This window comes from Priestia sp. BR_2, from assembly GCF_041954005.1.
Classification (GTDB): domain Bacteria; phylum Bacillota; class Bacilli; order Paenibacillales; family Paenibacillaceae; genus Paenibacillus_AQ; species Paenibacillus_AQ lautus_A.
Genome location: NZ_JAVFHM010000282.1, coordinates 15048 through 31943, shown reverse-complemented (window position 1 = coordinate 31943; position 16896 = coordinate 15048). Strand labels below are relative to the sequence as shown.

The window sequence follows — 16896 nt, the reverse complement described above, 5'->3', positions numbered from 1 at the left end:
TCAAGTTCACTTTCCGTTATTTACAGCTTGAACCATCCTCGGTGCAATTTCATGAAGCGGCAAAACGTGGCTTACGCATCCCAGCTCGACGGCAGATCTCGGCATCCCGTATACGACGCAGGTTTGCTCGCTCTCGGCAAAGGTGGATGTCACGCCGGCATCGTAAAGCTCCTTCATCATTCTTGCTCCATCGCTCCCCATGCCGGTCATCAGAATGGCGTGCCGCGTGACCGAGGTCAACGGCAGCAGGGATTCGAACAGCACATCCACCGAAGGGCGATGGCCGTTGCGAGTCTCATCCTGGCTTATCCTGATTTGGTATGCACCGCCTTCCGAGCGATGAACCCTCATATGGCTGCCGCCCGGAGCAATGTATGCCTTGCCCGGCTCTAATACCATGCCGTGTTCTGCTTCCATGACCTCCAGCTGACTGAATGAATTCAGGCGCTGGGCAAGCGATTTGGTGAAATTCGGCGGCATATGCTGGACGATGACGATCGGGGCATGGAAGTCGCCGGGAATTTTCTCGAGAAAAGCTTTTAACGCTCTTGGGCCACCCGTTGAACAGCCGACCGCCACCAAATCTTTCAGGTCAGTTGACGACTGGGCATTTGCCTCTCTCGGCGGGCGGCTCTCGTTCTTGGGAAGCACGGCTGGGGCCGACTCCGCTTCAGGTTTGCGTTCAACCCGTTTTCGCTTGAAACCGGAAAGCTCCGGTACATCCGGGAGAGCCGCCTTCTCCCCGGCCGAGCGGGATACCGGCATGCGAAGCGGTTCAGCCGGCTTGCCGCGCTGATCCGTTCCTTTGGCCGCCGGTCTCGTTTCTTTCACCTGCGGCTTCTTTTTCGGCGTCGTCTCAGAAGGCTTTGGCGAAAGAGGAAGCGTGATGTCCGCACTCCGCCGTTTTTGCTCTTCTTCTTCCCACAAGGCCCTCCGCTGTTTAGCCTGCATCGCCGCATTCAGCTGCTTCATCAATTCGGAACGCACCTGCTCAATATCAAGCGCATTCGATATGGAAGGCTTTCGTATAAAATCAAACGCTCCTGCCTCGAGGGCAAGAATGGTCTCCCTCATGCCTTGTTCATTAAGGCCGGATAACATGATAACCGGACGGGGTCCCGCATCCATAATGAGTTTCAAAGCATCCAGCCCGTTCATTTCCGGCATTTCTACATCAAGCGTAATGACGTCAGGATTCAGTTCCTTTACTTTCTCAACAGCGTCAAGCCCGTTCTCGGCTGTCCCGACAACCTGGAAAGACTTGTCGCGCTCGATGAAATCGGAAAATATTTTCCTCATAAATGCGGAATCGTCCACGACGAGCACACGAAAAGGCTTCATAGATGTCCACTCCTATTTCCATTAATCCAACCGAAGAATCATTTCGTACGTTTAAGCCATCGATGCATAAATCCTTTGATTCCCTTCGGGGTTTCCGGCTCCGCGGCAGCAGGAACGGCCAAGTAACGAAGCGCGATCCGTCTGATATCGCTGGAAGCGTTGCACCGTGGATAAGCTGCCGTAAACGGAACCTGCCGCTTGACGGACTGGACTACATGCGTATCATCGGCAATCGAGCCGAGCAGCTTGATGTCGATGTCCAGAAAACGCTGGGCCGTCAAAATAATTTTGCCCGCCGCCTCACGAGCCTCTTCCTCGTCCCCTGCACGGTTGACGATCAGGCTGAACGGAACCTTGCTTTCCGTGCCGTGGACCACCTTGATTAACGCATAAGCATCCGTGATGGACGTCGGCTCCGGCGTCGTAACGACAAGGCATTGATCAGCGGACGTAATAAACTTCATGTTTTCCTTGGATAAGCCGGCCCCTGTATCGAAGATAATGTAGTCCATCCCGGAAGCAATGCGCTCAATCTGGGATATGAAATAATCCATCTCTTCCTCGGACAGGGACATCATGTCCGCCAAACCCGAACCTCCGGCAATGTAAGGCAGCTTGTCCGGCCCATACTGAATCACTTCTTCTATGCTCTTCTCCCGGCGAATGAGATGATACAGGCTGTACCGAGAGCTTACACCCATCAGAACGTCAATGTTTGCCATGCCGATATCGGCATCAAAGACCAGAACCCTTTTTCCCATCGATTGCAAAGTCAATGCAAAATTCAACGTGAAATTGGATTTCCCAACCCCGCCCTTGCCGCTGCTGACCGTTATGATCTTGGCGGTTCTTGCGGAGGTCGCCTTGGCGCTCTCCCCGGGCTGCTGGGCCGAAACCAACTGGCGAAGCGAGTGAGCTTGATCCGTCATGTACGACTCTCTCCCAGCAGCAGATGGCATAACCGTTCAGGGTCGGCCATCAACAGATCATCGGGCACATTTTGACCATTGGTCATATAAGACAGGCGAAGGTTGTGGGCATCGATCAGATTAAACAAGGCGCCGTAGCTTCCGGTTTCATCCATCTTCGTGAAAATAACCTTATCCAGCTCGTATTTGCTGAAATGATCCGCGATTTCGATCATATCGCTGCTCTTGGATGTGAGGCTAAGGACAAGATAAGTTTCGCTTTGATCGGAATGGGAGAACAGGCTTTGAAGCTCGGAAACGAGCAGCTCATTCCGATAGTTCCGGCCGGCCGTATCCATTAATACCAAATCGCAGTCCTGGAGCTTCTGAAGGGCTCGCTGCATGTCGCCGGGCGACTGCACGACCTCCATCGGCACATTGAGAATGGAAGCATAAGTGCGAAGCTGTTCAACGGCGGATATCCGATACGTATCGGACGTAATGAAGCCTACCTTGCGTTGATTGCGGAACAGCTGCTCTGCAGCGATCTTCGCAATCGTGGTTGTTTTGCCGACCCCCGTTGGGCCAGCGACATATACGATCCGCGTCCCGGGCTGAACACCTTCGCCGATACGCCCCTCAAGGAACGCCGCGGCCTGCTTGTAAATCACGTTCAGAAGCTCGGTCTCGCTCATCTGCATTTGGCTGGCTTTCCAGGCATCTTCCGCGGCCGCGAGCCACTCTTCCGCCAGCTTGGCCGATAAATCCTGCTTCAGGAGCTGATCCCGGATAACATGCAGCGGCTCGGGAAGATGCTGCGCCTCCAGATTCTGCCTGGATAATCGCGCGATCCATTCCTTCATTTCCTTAAGCTGTTCAAGGACTCTCTGTTCGGATTCGCTGATTCCCAGTCGTGAACTTAACGACTCCTCCTGTCCCCCGCGGGATGGTTTCTTTGCTTCAACAGAAGCAGCGGCTTCCGTTGAATCGCTGCGTTCCGCTGCCGGATCAGCCTCTGCAGGCTGCTGCGTCTGGCTGACCCTGTCCTTTTGCCTGTCCACAACCTCCTCGGAAGCTGCCACCTGGCTAAGTAACTCGGCAAAGCGGCTATAGTCGGCCTCTTGCCGCGCATCCGCTGCGGCATCCGCGTTATTCACTGGAAGCGGGGAGGTTTTAGGGCCTTGCTTCGAAATTTCAGCCGTTCGCTGGTAGGCTTTGGGTACCGCCCCTGATGGAACAGAAGGCGTAACTTTGGGCTTGACCGGCGCAGAGCCCTTGGGCTTTTCCGCCTGCTCTACCGCCGCGATCACCTCTATTTTCTTGCGGGTGAACATCCCGAGGAACCCGCCTACCTTGGTTTCCTTCGTGCTCAGTATGACGGCATCCGCACCCAAATCCGTACGAATATGCTGCATCGCCTCAGGCATCGTGTCGACGATATACCTTTTCACTCTCATAAGTTCACCACTCCGACACTTTGAATTTCGACGTTAGGCTCCAGCTCGCTATAGGACAACACCGGGATATCCTGCATGCTTCGTTCTATGACCTGCCGCAAATACATTCTTATGGCCGGCGAGGTCAGAAGCACGGGCTGCTGTCCCATCTGAATAATCCGATTGACCTGCTCACTGAGCTTTTGAAACACGCTCTGCGTGGATGCCGGATCCATCGCGAGATAGCTTCCTTGGTCGCTCTGCTGAACGCTCTCAGCGATCTTCTTCTCCAGCTGCGGTCCGACCGTGATGACCCGCATCGCCTCTCCTTCTTGAGCGTATTGCTGTGTAATCTGCCGTGAGAGGGCTTGCCTTACATATTCGGTAAGGACATCAGGGTCCTTCGAATAATGTCCGTAGTCGGCAAGGGTCTCGAGAATCGTAACCATATCGCGGATGGAGATCTTCTCGCGAAGGAGCTTGGCCAATACCTTTTGCACTTCCCCGATGGTCAGCACGGAAGGAATGAGCTCGTCCACAAGGACCGGATAGCTTTCTCGAATATTGTCGACCAATGCCTTGGTTTCCTGGCGTCCGATCAGCTCATGGGCATGTCTCTTAATGAGTTCCGTCAGATGGGTAGCAACGACGGACGGTGGATCCACAACGGTATAACCGGCCAGATCCGCCCGTTCCTTCATGGCTTCGTCAATCCACAGTGCAGGAAGCCCGAACGCCGGTTCCGTCGTTTCGATCCCTGTTACGGAATCGTCCTCGTATCCCGGGCTCATGGCGAGATAGTGATTTAATAATAATTCACCGCCGCCGACAGCATTCCCTTTTATTTTTATGACATATTCGTTCGGTTTTAGTTGAATATTGTCGCGAATTCGGATGACCGGCACGACGAGTCCCAGTTCAAGCGCGCATTGTCTCCGGATCATAATGATACGGTCCAATAAGTCCCCGCCCTGCTGAGCGTCTGCCAGCGGAATCAACCCATATCCGAATTCGAATTCGATAGGATCGACCTGCAAGAGGTTGATCACGCTTTCCGGGCTTCGCACCTCTTCGATCTGCTGTTCCTCTTCCAGCTGCTCCACTTCCACCTGCTTGCGATCCAAATTGTTCTGCATCGTCCGTGCCGCGATAAATAGTATGAGTGCAATCGGCGCGGTCGTGATCAGATGAATCGGTGTGAAGATTCCCAGCAGCAGGACGGTTCCTGCAACGATGTACAACAGATGAGGATATGAGAAGAGCTGCCCCGTCAGATCCTCAGCCAGATTTCCTTCGGATGAAGCACGCGTAACAATCAGGCCCGCGGCCGTGGAAATCAGGAGAGCCGGAATCTGGCTGACCAATCCGTCCCCGATCGTCAGGATCGAGTAGGTGCTCATCGCGTCTCCGAACGACATGCCGTGAATCGAGATCCCGATAATAAATCCGCCGATCAGGTTGATGAGCATGATGACGATCGTGGCGATGGCATCACCCTTGACGAATTTACTCGCACCATCCATGGCGCCGTAAAAGTCGGCTTCGCGCTCGATCTTGCTGCGGCGCTCCCTGGCTTGCTGCTCATTGATCAGACCCGCGTTCAGATCCGCATCGATGCTCATCTGCTTACCCGGCATCGCGTCGAGGGTAAATCTTGCCGCAACCTCGGCTACCCGTTCCGACCCTTTGGTAATGACGATGAACTGTACGACGACGAGGATCAAGAAGACGATGAAGCCAACCGCAATTTCGCCGTTGGCAATCCATTTGCCGAACGTGGCAACAACTTCGCCTGCGTTAGCTTCCGACAGGATCAGCTTCGTTGTCGATATGTTAAGCGCTACTCGAAAGAGTGTCGTGATGAGCAATAAGGAAGGAAAAATGGAGAAATCGAGCGCTTCCTTCGTATTCATGGCCACCAGCAAAATGATGAGCGCCAGCGAGATGTTGATAATCAGAAGTACATCGAGCAGCCATATCGGGATCGGAAGAATCATCATGAGTACGATGCCAATGACACCCGCAAGGACAGATAGATCTTTTATTTTCACTGCACAGACGCCTCCGGTCCCTAGTTATTTCGCTTTACCTTTTAGTTTATATACATAGGCCAGCACTTCCGCTACGGCCTGGAACAGGTCTCCCGGAATCGAATCCCCGATTTCCGACCGTTGGTACAAAGCGCGTGCCAGCGGCTTGTTTTCCATCGTTATAATTCCGTGTTCCTTCGCGATTTCCTTAATCCGCAAGGCCATGAAATCTTGACCTTTTGCAATGATTTGCGGAGCTTCCATCGTGGACCCGTCATATTTGATCGCCACTGCAAAGTGGGTCGGGTTCGTGATGATGACGTCGGCATTCGGAACTTCCTGCATCATTCGCTGAAGTGCCATCCGACGCTGGCGCTCCCTGATCTTTCCTTTGATCAGCGGATCGCCTTCCATTTTTTTGTACTCGTCTTTGATGTCCTGCTTGGACATCCGAATGTTTTTCTCGTAATCGTATTTCTGATACATGTAATCCAGAACGGCCAGAATGATCAGCCCGATGGCAATCTTAAAACCGAGCGACATGGTGATATCGGCCACGAAATGAAAGATGGTATCGGGTCCCATCGTCGATAAGGAGGATAAATCCTCCCTGGCGGCCCACAAGGTGCTGTACACGAGGTAACCGATAATGGTCAACTTGATGACCGATTTCAAAAACTCGACCAATGAACGCATCGAGAATATATTTTTGAACCCCTTGATGGGGTCGATTTTGCTGAACTTCATTTTCAGCGTCTCGCCGGTTAACATAAACCCGACCTGCAAATAATTAGCGACCAGCGCTATAACGAAAATCGAAATGAACAAAGGCGCGAGCAGAAGCAAGATTTGAACGCCATATTCCCCGAACAGCTGCATCACATTATCTTTCGTTACATTCATGGAGAGCCGATTAATGTATATATCGGTGAATAGTCGAACGGTGCGGTCCCTCATATAACCGCCAAAGATTAACAGGCAGAAGAAAGCCGCCAGCAAAACCGATGCACCCGATACCTCCATGCTCTTGGCAACTTGGCCCTTCTTACGCGTATCCTGGCGCTTCTTCGGTGTGGCTTTCTCCGTCTTTTCGCCAGCGAACAGCTGTAAGTCGACCGGATACCGGTATGACATCCGCTTCACCTCCATCCTCCTTAAGTCGGCTCGTCGCCAAGAACGCCGAGCAGCTCACGGAGCGCTTCAAACATTTTGGCAAACAGATGATCAAACAGGGACACCAGCATCGGCATAAGCAGCATCAGCAGCACGAGCCCAACGATGATTTTGATAATAATCCCGATGACAAACACGTTGAACTGCGGAGCCGTCCTTGCCAGAAAGCCAAGCCCGACATCGGTCAGGAACAGGGCTGCCACCAGCGGAGCCGCCATTTGAATTGCCAATACAAACGAGTGCGAGAATGTCCGAACGAGAAAATCCGTTACGTTACCCTCATGTATCTTCCCAAACACGTCACCCGTGATCGGGATCCAATCATAACTGTACATAATCGCATCAAACAAATAATGGTGACCATTCATGCTCAGGAACACCAGCAGAGCGAGATAATACTTGAAGTTCCCGATTAATGGGGTGGACGTCCCCGTAAACGGGTCGATGACATTCGCCATGCTGAAACCGATCTGAATATCAATTAATGCCCCGGCGGTTTGGACGACAGCCATGATGAGATAAGCAGTGAAACCTAGAAGCAGTCCCACCAGCACTTCCTGGACGATTAAGATGGCGTAAGACAGATCTTGCGGAACCACTTCCCCGAGCCCGAACGATAGATAGACGATCAGGGCGATAATGGCCGACAGGGCTATTTTGTAAGAAGAAGGTATGCCGCGCGAAGCAAACACTGGCGATATTACAAAAAAAGATGTTATTCGACAAAAAATAAGCATGAAAACTGGTAAACTTTGCTGCAACCATTCCATGGACACTCAGCCTATCCGATATATTTGTAGAGATTGTCCAAAATACCGTGCGTAAAATCTACTAACGTCGTTAATATCCAAGGACCAAACAGCAGTAACGCTACAAGTACGATGATGATTTTTGGTACGAAAGCCAGCGTCTGTTCCTGGATTTGTGTTGTCGCTTGAAAAATACTGATGATTAGTCCCACAACCAGTGCGAGAACCAGCATCGGCGCGCTCACCTGGAGCACAATATAGACCGCTTGTCCTGCCAGACCGATAATAAATTCAGCGCTCACGGCTTAGTCCCCCTGTATTCGAATTGCTTGCCGCTTATTGCTACGGGTTAAAGCTCATCAGCATGGATTTCACTACCAGATACCAGCCGTCCACCAAAACAAAGAGCAGAATTTTGAATGGCAGCGAGATCATGACCGGCGGCAGCATCATCATCCCCATTGCCATCAGCACGCTGGCAACCACGATATCGATGACCAGAAACGGGATGAAGATCATAAAGCCCATTTGGAAACCCGTCTTCAGCTCGCTAATGGCAAATGCCGGAACTAAAACCGTTAATGGAATGTCCTCGTAGGATTCGGGTTTCTCCGCGCCGGTGTAATTCATGAACAGCAGCAGGTCCTTTTCCCTTGTGTGCGCGAACATGAACTTCTTCATCGGGTCTTGAGCCTTATCCAGTGCTTCCGCTTGAGTGATCTCCCCTTTGAGGTAGGGCTGCAGCGCGACCTCGTTCATCGAGGATAACGTGGGAGCCATAACAAACAAGGTAAGGAACAGCGCCAGGCCGATCAACACTTGGTTAGGCGGTGTTTGCTGTGTTCCGAGCGAAGTACGGACAAAGCCGAGCACGATAACAATCCTTGTAAAACTTGTCATCAGCACCAGAATCGCCGGTGCAATACTAAGAATGGTGATCAGGAGTATCAAGGACAAGGAGCTTGTCCCCGGTGCATCTCCCTCATTACCGATTTGAATATCAATGTTCGGAATCGGATCCGCGAATGCCGTATGGGAAAACAATAATCCAAACATGATGAAAATCGTGATAGCGTACGAGATCTTTTTATTCATGAATCCTTATGATCCTCCCGCAGCAATTCTTCGACCTTTTCTTTCCGGTTCGGTACGCTGCGCAGCTTGGATTCGAACACTTCATGGAAAGAAGATGTATCGTCCAACTCCATTTCTTCCGGTGGTTTGTCTTTACGGAGTTTTGCCGCCAATTTCGTTATAAAAGGCGGCAGTGCCCCATTATGTATTCCAGAATCCTGTTCAAATGCAGCTTGGATAAGCGCAACTTCAGCCGGATCAGAAATTTTGTCCACCAACCGGACGTCTTCGCCAACTCCGATCACATAGATGCTGCCCCCAATTTCGACGAGCTGAAGGGATTTGTTAGGGCCCATACCAACCGCACCCAAAGTACGAATGGAGCGGCCCTGCATCCAGCTCTGATTCTTTCTGCCTAGAAAGCGAATCAGGAACACGATCAACGCAATGATGATGGCAAGTACGATAAAGACATAAAACAACTGTAAATAATACCCGGTAGTACTACTTGAGCCCAATCTGTCAGAAGCTGCCATCATCATAAGAAGAATCCTTATACGCCAAGCGTCTTGTTGATGGCTTCAATAACTCTGTCCGATTGGAACGGTTTAACGATGAAGTCTTTTGCTCCGGCCTGGATTGCGTCAATAACCATCGCTTGCTGACCCATGGCAGAGCACATAATTACTTTGGCATTGGCATCTACTTTTTTAATCTCTTTAAGCGCTGCGATACCATCCATTTCCGGCATCGTAATATCCATCGTAATCAGATCTGGACGAAGTTCCTTAAATTTCTCGATTGCTTGTGCACCGTCCTGTGCTTCCCCCACAACCTCGAATCCGTTCTTGACCAATATGTCACGGATCATCATTCTCATAAATGCAGCATCGTCCACGATCAGAATTCGGTTAGCCATTGATAAAAATCCTCCCTAAAATGTTTGTGCTATTGTAATTTTTGAATCCGGTCCCATTGGCTTACGATATCCGTCACACGCACACCAAAGTTCTCATCGATGACAACGACCTCGCCTTTGGCAATCAGTTTATGATTGACGAGGATGTCAACAGGCTCACCGGCCAGCTTGTCCAGCTCGATAATCGAACCTTGCGACATTTCCAGGATATCCTTAATTTGCTTTTGGGTCCTCCCTAATTCTACGGTGACTTTAAGGGGAATGTCCATCAGTAAGTTCAGATTGTTTTCATCCACCTGGGTGTACGGTGCAGATTGCAGATTAGCGAACTGCACGGGCTGTACATTCACATTGCGATTCGGCATGCCGCCATACTGTTGCGGCTGTGCTTGGTAAGGCATCTGCGGCTGACCGTATGGCATGGATTGCTGCGGGATGGGCCCGCCATGTCCTGGCATAGGCTGACCGTAGCCTTGTCCATAATCGTAGCCTTGACCCATGTCTTGGGTTTGTGCCGGATTAACAGGTGCTTGTACCGACTCCTGGGCACTGGCCGGCGCTTCCACCGCTGGAGCAGCTTCCTGCTTCGCAGGCTGCGGTTCTTCTGTCCCGTTGATGAGCATGTGAACCATATCCTTGGAGAAATGAACGGGCAGCAGCTGCATAATGGTTGAATCAATAAGTTCACCGATAATTAATCGGAAAGAAATCTTAATCAGCGTTTCATCCGGCGGCAGGTTGTTGACCCCTTCCCCGTTCGCCATGTTGAGAATGTCAATGCCCGGCGGCGATATATTGACAAACCGGTTGAAAATCGTCGACATGCTTGTTGCGGAAGACCCCATCATCTGGTTCATCGCTTCCTGAACGGCACTGATATGAATCTCATTGAGCTCCTCTTCCACCGGGTTGCCTTCCCCGCCTAACATGAGATCGGCAATGACCTGCGCATCGCGTGTCTTAATGACCAGCGAATTAATTCCTTCAAATCCGTCCACGTACTTAACGTGTACCGCAACATGCGGCTTCGGAAATTCTTCCTCGAACTCGCTTCGCTTAATGATCGAAACTCTGGGGGTCGTGATATCCACTTTTTTGCCCAGCAAGGTGGACAGGGCGGTTGCAGCGCTGCCGAAGGTTATGTTACCGATCTCACCCAGCGCGTCCTGCTCCAGAGGTGTTAATACGTCATCGACAGTCGCCGCCGAAGGAATTGATGCTGGTGATGCCATTTCCGACTGTTTTAACAAAGCGTCGATTTCTTCCTGGGATAAATAATCTTTACTCGTCAAATTCTTCAGCTCCTTCGATGACAATTTCATCGATTTGTACAGCAACCCGGTCTTTTATCGTTCCGGGACTGCCAATAAACTTTAATTTGTCGCCGACCTTGATGGATAGTCCGTCATGCATCGGCTTGTTTAACGAAATAACGTCGCCGACGCTCAGTCCTAAGAACTCGGACACGGTAAGCTGCGAAACGCCCAGCTCGGCAACGATCGGAAGCTTGGCTTTGCTTACGCGCTGTTTAAGAGCATCCACTTCCTCCGGAACGCTCGCTTTTTTCTCCGAGATGAACCATTGATGCGCGGACAGCTTGGACATGATCGGCTCCAGCACCACATGCGGTATGCACAGGTTAATCATGCCCGTGGTATCGCCGATTTTTGTGCTAAGGGATATTAGCGCAATGGTTTCGTTCGGAGACACGATCTGCATGAATTGCGGATTCGTTTCCAATGCTTCGAGGCGCGGGGATATATCCAGCACCGTTTTCCATGCCTCCTGGAGGCTATCGAACGCCCGGCTGAATATGCGCTCCATGATAATCGTCTCGATTTCGGTCATCGAACTGATGGAAGACGGAGCAATGCCCGTGCCTCCAAGCAATCGGTCCAGCATCGCGTAGGCAATGTTGGGATGGACCTCAAGCACCATCCGACCTACGAGCGGTTCGGCTTCAAATATATTAAGAACTGTCATTTTTGGTATGGAGCGAATAAATTCATCATACGGAAGCTGTTCAACCTGCACCACGTTGATTTGCACAAAAGTACGTAACTGCGCCGAGAAGTAGGTCGTCAAATAGCGTGCAAAGTTCTCGTGGATCCGAGTCAAGCTTCGAATATGATCCTTCGAAAAACGGAGGGCCCTCTTAAAATCGTAAGAACGGATTTTCTTTTGCGTTTCCTCTTTTTTCAGTTCTTCAGCATCCATTTCCCCTGAAGAGAGAGCGGCCAATAAGGCATCGATCTCATTCTGCGATAAAACATCAACCATCTACTCACCCCCTTACAGGTCGTCCGACGAACAGTCTAGATACCTACGATCATTACTTCTGTCATTTCGATTTGAATCAAGTGACCGGACGTTAACGACTTATTGATCAGGTTTTGCAGCTTGGCAATAAACTGTTCGCGCCCTTTGGAATCATTCAGTAATTCGGGTTTCGTGTCGGCCAGCGTTTTGATAATAATTGGTTTGATCTTGATTTCCTTGATTTTATCGAATTCTTCCTTTGCTTTTTTATCGTTAAGCTGAAAAGCAAAGGCCATCTGGGCAACAAATTCAGGATCTGCCAGATTCGTCTTGATACCGGTTATTTCCGATGTCATCTTTACGATCTCGTCGGCCGATAACTTGGATAAAGCCGCGGCATTGGCCGAAGCCTGACTTTTTCCGTTATCGCCAAGCAGCTTGTCCGACAACAGGAAGATGGCCAGGACAATCAGCGTAATCGATAACAGGATCGTAATTAACCAGGGGAGCATCTTTTTCATGAAGGTTCCTCCAATTGCTGCACTTTAATGGTGGCTTGATGAATGCCTACCTCGTGGTGATACGCCTTAACGGAAGCGATGATTTCATTTGCACTTTCAAGCACAATCATTCGCTTTCCATTAATCAAAGTAATGTAGGTGTCAGGAGTCTCCTCAACCATTTCTATCAACAGCGCGTTAAGCCACAACTGCGAACCATTTAACCTCGTTACCGATATCATGGATAGCCTCCTTGTTTAATTAGGGAGGGGAAGGCCCCTCCCTATCCATCCTTATCGTTTCAGATTGACAACTTCTTGAAGCACTTCATCCGAAGTCGTGATGATCCGGGAGTTAGCTTGGAAGCCGCGCTGAGCGACGATCATTTCAGAAAATTCGCCTGTCAAGTCAACGTTGGACATTTCAAGCTGACCGGCAATAATCGCACCGGTTCCTTCTTCCGCGTTGTTCCCTTCAAACATGACGGCAGCCAGATCGCCGTCCGGAACTGCATTCAGGGTCACGCGATACATATTGCCTCCGATTTTTTCAAGGCCTTCCGGATTCGGAATTTTCGCAACGCCGATAATGGCTCCTTCTTCCGTCGTTCCGTCACTCATCTTCTGAATAATGGCGCCATTCTGCGCGATTGTGAATGCCGTAACCTCTTCGTCCAACTGGATCGGATCACCCGCCGAATCGAGAACGAGCATACCGTCCGAAGTGACCAGGTTACGCGCTACGTCGATATGAAAGTCGCCGGCACGAGTCAAGAAAGGCACTTCTTGATCCTCGCTGAGCTTCACCATGAAGAATCCGTCTCCGTCAATTCTCAGGTCCGTTGGGTTCGGAGAAATCATCGCGCTGCCTGGGGTATGCATCGTATCAATCGAACCGATCGATACACCAAGACCGACCTGCTTCGCATTTACGCCGCCGGATGGATCGTCAGTTCCTGGCGTAACACCGGACATCGTTTGACTTAGAACGTCTTTAAACATCACCCGTCCCGCTTTAAACCCAACCGTGTTTACGTTGGCAATGTTATTACCGATAACATCAAGCTTGGTTTGGAAACCTCTCATTCCGGAAATACCGGAATACATGGATCTTAACATCGATTTTCCTCCTTTTGTTATGGACCGCTTCTGTCGATCAGCGGCCGCCTGGCTTCCTCACGGGCCAGCCAGATTTATGAGATAATAACTGCACTATCAATTTGCGTGAATACGTTGTCCTTCATGGCCTTGCCATCCATCGCAGTGACCACGGTCCGATTCGCAATATTTACAATGAGAGCCATATCCTTCATCAGAATGAGCGATTCCTTACTCCCCTTCGCAGCAGCTTTGTCCACCGCGCTCTGGATCTGCGCAAGCTGATCACCCTTTAATTCAATCCCGCGCTGCTGAAGTCTCTTCGCCGCATGATTGCTAATTTTAAGCAGATTCTCATTTAAAAGTTCCTGGAACGTCCCGGCTGGTGGATTAGCCTGAGCTTGTCCTATCTTTCGCTCATTATGAAGAGCTGCGGGATGTATTTTTCCAGGGTATAGATGGCCTATCATCATGCGGTCACTCATGGCGCTGTCCCCCCAGGCTCTTCACCTTGTTCCACGTCTCCGGTTTCGGGCTCTCCCGAATCCGGATCGCCTGCTTCAGGTTCGGAAGGAACGGGATCCGTTGCTCCTGGATCATTCTGGGCTATAGCGTTCTCGATTTTCACGATCTGGTCAAGCGATACTTCACTTTCACCGACTTTGGCGTAATGGACGCCTTCGCGGACGATGATGGAATCCACAAGACCGCTCTTCATGACGGAATCCGAGCCATCCTCCGGTTTGAACAACCAGCTGATCTGTTTACCGATCAAACTTGAAGCAGCACCCAAAGACTGGCTCATTGCCGTCAATTGAGTATTGATATTCATTAGCTGCTCCAGGGAAGTAAACTGGGCCATTTGGGCAATAAATTCCCGGTCCTGCATCGGCTGAAGCGGATCCTGATGCCGCAATTGCGTAATCAGAATGCTTAAGAACTGGTCCTTCCCAAGCTCTTGGCCGTTTTCTTTTTTACTGCTGACGTTCCCTTTGGCATAATTGGGCCACATATTTTTCGTAGATACCGGATTTGTTGCCATCCAAGCTCACCTCCTCACTGTTAGGCTTTCGCGGTAAATGTTCCTGCTTTCAAGTTCTCATCGTCGGCTTGATGCTCGGCAATCCAATCGTTCAATTCTTCCGTCAAATTCGCGGCAAGAACGGCATCGTCGGAAGGCCTATCCTTCTCCTTCGAACGGTGCTGCGGCTGCTGCTGTCCTGATCCAGGCTGACGCCCATCCTGATAAAGATTGGCATTGGATGGCTGGCTGCTCTGCGTAACTTCAATTTTCTCGACTTGAAGTCCTTGGGCCATCAATGCGCTTCGAAGCTGTGCCATTTGCTGGTCAATCAGTTCTTTAGCATCCGTCGATCGCGTCATGAACTGTGCGATCAACTGGCCGTTCTGCATCGTTAGCTTGATGTCGACTTGGCCCAGATGCTCCGGATTCAAGGAGATTCTCGCTTCGGTAAATCCGGTTTGCTTCACGATTTCGAGCTTATTAATAATGAAGGAAGTCATTTCGTTAGAGAAATTCTCAACAGGAACCGGCGGAGCCGCAGGTTTTACCGCAACTTGGGTTCCGGAACGCAGGGCCAGCTGACCGGCAGTAACCGTTCCTTGCTCTAATAGCGAATCCCCTTCGTTTAAGGCGAATTCAGCTGCTGTGCCGTCAACCGGGGTGCTTGTGGCCAGAGCAGACCATTTAGCGTTCGCTTGCCCCGTTGTCTCAGATGAAGCCGACTGTCCTGCTGCAGTATTCGCTGCAATGTTAGGCTGTACCGCATCCGGCTGCTTTTGGCTTAGGATGTTGGCAAAACTGCCACTTGCTTTACTTTCTCCAGTCCCCGTTCCTTGACCAAGCAAACTTTGGAAGGACTGGACAAGCTGTTTGACGGCTGCCTCCGTCTGGAGGTCTACCTGACCCAATTTGGATAGCATCGAAGCCAGCTGGCTGATCGTGTCCTGTACCGCAAACCGAATCGTTTCCGGATGGGAAGCCAATGGCGACATCTCATTGCCGTCCGCGTTACCTTGGGCTTGAGGAGCTGTTCCGCTCAACAGAAGGTTCGCTTGCGTCAGCCAGTTTTGCAGCTCTTGCAATAAGGATGGATCCTCTTCTAACGCCTGGTCCATGGTATCCAGCTCCTGCAGCAATCCTTGAAGCAGCTTCATTAAGCCTTCAAGCGATTCGTCGGTTTCCGCTGAATACTGCGCAAGCAGGGATTCCAGCTTGGCCGCGACTTCTGTTGAAGTTGTTGCAGCGCCGCTGCCGTTCATCTGGTAAGTCAGCGTCGCATCAAAGGAAACACCCGCTGTCGCTTGACCGGCTGCGCTGGTCTTTCCGCTTCCCGCGGTACTGCTGACGGAAGAAGACATACTGCTTTGTACCGTTATTGTCATCGTCTATTTCACCTCCTTTCCTGAGGATGGAGATTCATTTCAGAGCTTATTTAGAGCCCATCAGGCGATTCAATATTTTAGCTGCCAGCTCCGCGTCTTTCGAGGACATCGCATTTAAAATTCGCGAACGCGTAGCATCGTCCACCGTATTTAGAATGGTCATCGTTTTCGCGGGGCTGATCTTGTACGTTTGCATCAGCAGGTCCGCGGCGTTGGCAGGCGTCATTCCGGCAAAAGTCTGATTCAGCTGGCTTTTATCCAGGTTCTCGGAGGTTTTCTTCTGCGCAGCCTCCGCGTCGTTCTTCTTCAGCCTGGATTGCAAAGCGGCAATGGCCAGATCTTCGGAGGTCTCCGCGTCTTTCAGCATCATGGTTGCATCCGCCGCCGTTTTCGGATCCATCTTCTGAAGGATCGCAACCCGGTTGCTGCTCTTCATTTGGCTCAGCATTAGCACCATTTCTTCCAGCGTCAGGTTCTGCATGATCGGTGCGGCTTTGCTGGGACTCATGTCCGCATAAAGCTTGGACAGCTCACGAATCTGCTTGGTGTACGCGTCTTCCTCTTCCGCCTCGCCGTCCGTGGATGTGCTTTGCATCGATTCTATTTGGGTTTCCAGCTCTTTCACCTTGTTTTCCTGCGTTGCTTTTTGCTCCGTTACTTCGTTTAACGTTTCTTCTTTCTCGGCAAGCTGCTTCTTAAGTTCCACGATCGTCGCTTCTGCGCTTTCTTCCTGCTGCTTCGCCTCTTTGAGCTTCTGCTCTTCCGGGGTCAACACCGGGTCAGGGACCCAGTTCTTAACGATCGGAATTTTATTGGCTACTTCGAGCAGCCCATCCCGGACATCGGCTCTGAAAAATACGGCGAGCGCTCCGAGCAGAACGATCGTGAATATAGCAGGTACCAAAATCAACAATATCCGTTCAAATCCACCGCCTGATTCTTCCTTATCAAGCGGCATGTCTTTTCGTGCCACACTCATTCCTCCCTCGCGGTCATACCCACCG

General features: G+C 50.9%; 19 protein-coding genes. All 19 read right to left on the bottom strand.

Going from position 1 to position 16896, the window contains the following annotated elements:
* Positions 1-6: 6 nt before the first annotated feature.
* The 19 genes from RB298_RS22050 to RB298_RS21960 all read right to left on the bottom strand — a co-directional run bounded on the left by RB298_RS22050 (position 7) and on the right by RB298_RS21960 (position 16871).
* A complete protein-coding gene (locus tag RB298_RS22050) occupies positions 7-1341 on the bottom strand; it encodes a protein-glutamate methylesterase/protein-glutamine glutaminase (RefSeq protein ID WP_096774508.1) in 1335 nt (444 codons plus the stop codon).
* A 38-nt stretch (positions 1342-1379) separates the two neighbouring features.
* A complete protein-coding gene (locus tag RB298_RS22045; RefSeq protein WP_213579192.1) occupies positions 1380-2270 on the bottom strand; it encodes a MinD/ParA family protein in 891 nt (296 codons plus the stop codon).
* Complete coding sequence (gene flhF, locus RB298_RS22040) at positions 2267-3706, bottom strand: flagellar biosynthesis GTPase FlhF (RefSeq protein ID WP_486048596.1); 1440 nt, start codon at positions 3704-3706, stop codon at positions 2267-2269. Before flhF ends, RB298_RS22045 begins: the two co-directional genes overlap by 4 nt.
* On the bottom strand, positions 3703-5736 hold the full coding sequence (gene flhA, locus RB298_RS22035; RefSeq protein ID WP_009594696.1) for a flagellar biosynthesis protein FlhA: 2034 nt from the start codon (positions 5734-5736) through the stop codon (positions 3703-3705). The genes flhF and flhA overlap by 4 nt, the downstream gene beginning before the upstream one ends.
* A gap of 24 nt (positions 5737-5760) precedes the next feature.
* Positions 5761-6849, bottom strand: a complete 1089-nt coding sequence (flhB, locus tag RB298_RS22030) for a flagellar biosynthesis protein FlhB (protein ID WP_192571278.1) — start codon at positions 6847-6849, stop codon at positions 5761-5763.
* Between the two features lie 20 nt (positions 6850-6869).
* A complete protein-coding gene (gene fliR, locus RB298_RS22025; RefSeq protein ID WP_015736320.1) occupies positions 6870-7658 on the bottom strand; it encodes a flagellar biosynthetic protein FliR in 789 nt (262 codons plus the stop codon).
* Between the two features lie 11 nt (positions 7659-7669).
* Positions 7670-7939, bottom strand: coding sequence for a flagellar biosynthesis protein FliQ (gene fliQ, locus RB298_RS22020; protein WP_009594725.1), 270 nt, complete (start codon positions 7937-7939; stop codon positions 7670-7672).
* A gap of 40 nt (positions 7940-7979) precedes the next feature.
* On the bottom strand, positions 7980-8732 hold the full coding sequence (gene fliP, locus RB298_RS22015) for a flagellar type III secretion system pore protein FliP (protein ID WP_009594726.1): 753 nt from the start codon (positions 8730-8732) through the stop codon (positions 7980-7982).
* On the bottom strand, positions 8729-9253 hold the full coding sequence (locus tag RB298_RS22010; protein WP_015736321.1) for a flagellar biosynthetic protein FliO: 525 nt from the start codon (positions 9251-9253) through the stop codon (positions 8729-8731). Before RB298_RS22010 ends, fliP begins: the two co-directional genes overlap by 4 nt.
* Positions 9254-9264: 11 nt before the next feature.
* Positions 9265-9630, bottom strand: coding sequence for a response regulator (locus RB298_RS22005; protein ID WP_006211317.1), 366 nt, complete (start codon positions 9628-9630; stop codon positions 9265-9267).
* A gap of 29 nt (positions 9631-9659) precedes the next feature.
* Positions 9660-10922, bottom strand: a complete 1263-nt coding sequence (gene fliY, locus RB298_RS22000) for a flagellar motor switch phosphatase FliY (protein ID WP_251497279.1) — start codon at positions 10920-10922, stop codon at positions 9660-9662.
* Positions 10912-11910 carry a flagellar motor switch protein FliM gene (gene fliM / locus RB298_RS21995; protein WP_009594751.1) on the bottom strand — a complete coding sequence of 333 codons (999 nt, stop codon included), beginning with the start codon at positions 11908-11910 and terminating at the stop codon, positions 10912-10914. Before fliM ends, fliY begins: the two co-directional genes overlap by 11 nt.
* A gap of 35 nt (positions 11911-11945) precedes the next feature.
* A complete protein-coding gene (locus RB298_RS21990; RefSeq protein WP_009594755.1) occupies positions 11946-12410 on the bottom strand; it encodes a flagellar basal body-associated FliL family protein in 465 nt (154 codons plus the stop codon).
* The gene (locus tag RB298_RS21985; RefSeq protein WP_009594749.1) at positions 12407-12631 is read right to left on the bottom strand and encodes a flagellar FlbD family protein; all 225 of its coding nucleotides are present in this window, start codon (positions 12629-12631) and stop codon (positions 12407-12409) included. Before RB298_RS21985 ends, RB298_RS21990 begins: the two co-directional genes overlap by 4 nt.
* 51 nt (positions 12632-12682) lie before the next feature.
* Positions 12683-13507 (bottom strand): flagellar hook-basal body complex protein, encoded by an 825-nt coding sequence (locus RB298_RS21980; RefSeq protein ID WP_090908202.1) that lies wholly within the window; start codon positions 13505-13507, stop codon positions 12683-12685.
* 74 nt (positions 13508-13581) lie between these two features.
* Positions 13582-13971 (bottom strand): TIGR02530 family flagellar biosynthesis protein, encoded by a 390-nt coding sequence (locus tag RB298_RS21975; protein ID WP_090908201.1) that lies wholly within the window; start codon positions 13969-13971, stop codon positions 13582-13584.
* The gene (locus RB298_RS21970; RefSeq protein WP_090908200.1) at positions 13968-14528 is read right to left on the bottom strand and encodes a flagellar hook capping FlgD N-terminal domain-containing protein; all 561 of its coding nucleotides are present in this window, start codon (positions 14526-14528) and stop codon (positions 13968-13970) included. Before RB298_RS21970 ends, RB298_RS21975 begins: the two co-directional genes overlap by 4 nt.
* 20 nt (positions 14529-14548) lie before the next feature.
* Positions 14549-15892, bottom strand: coding sequence for a flagellar hook-length control protein FliK (locus tag RB298_RS21965; protein ID WP_486048590.1), 1344 nt, complete (start codon positions 15890-15892; stop codon positions 14549-14551).
* Positions 15893-15938: 46 nt separating this feature from the next.
* Complete coding sequence (locus tag RB298_RS21960; protein WP_096774514.1) at positions 15939-16871, bottom strand: MotE family protein; 933 nt, start codon at positions 16869-16871, stop codon at positions 15939-15941.
* Between the last annotated feature and the right edge of the window lie 25 nt (positions 16872-16896).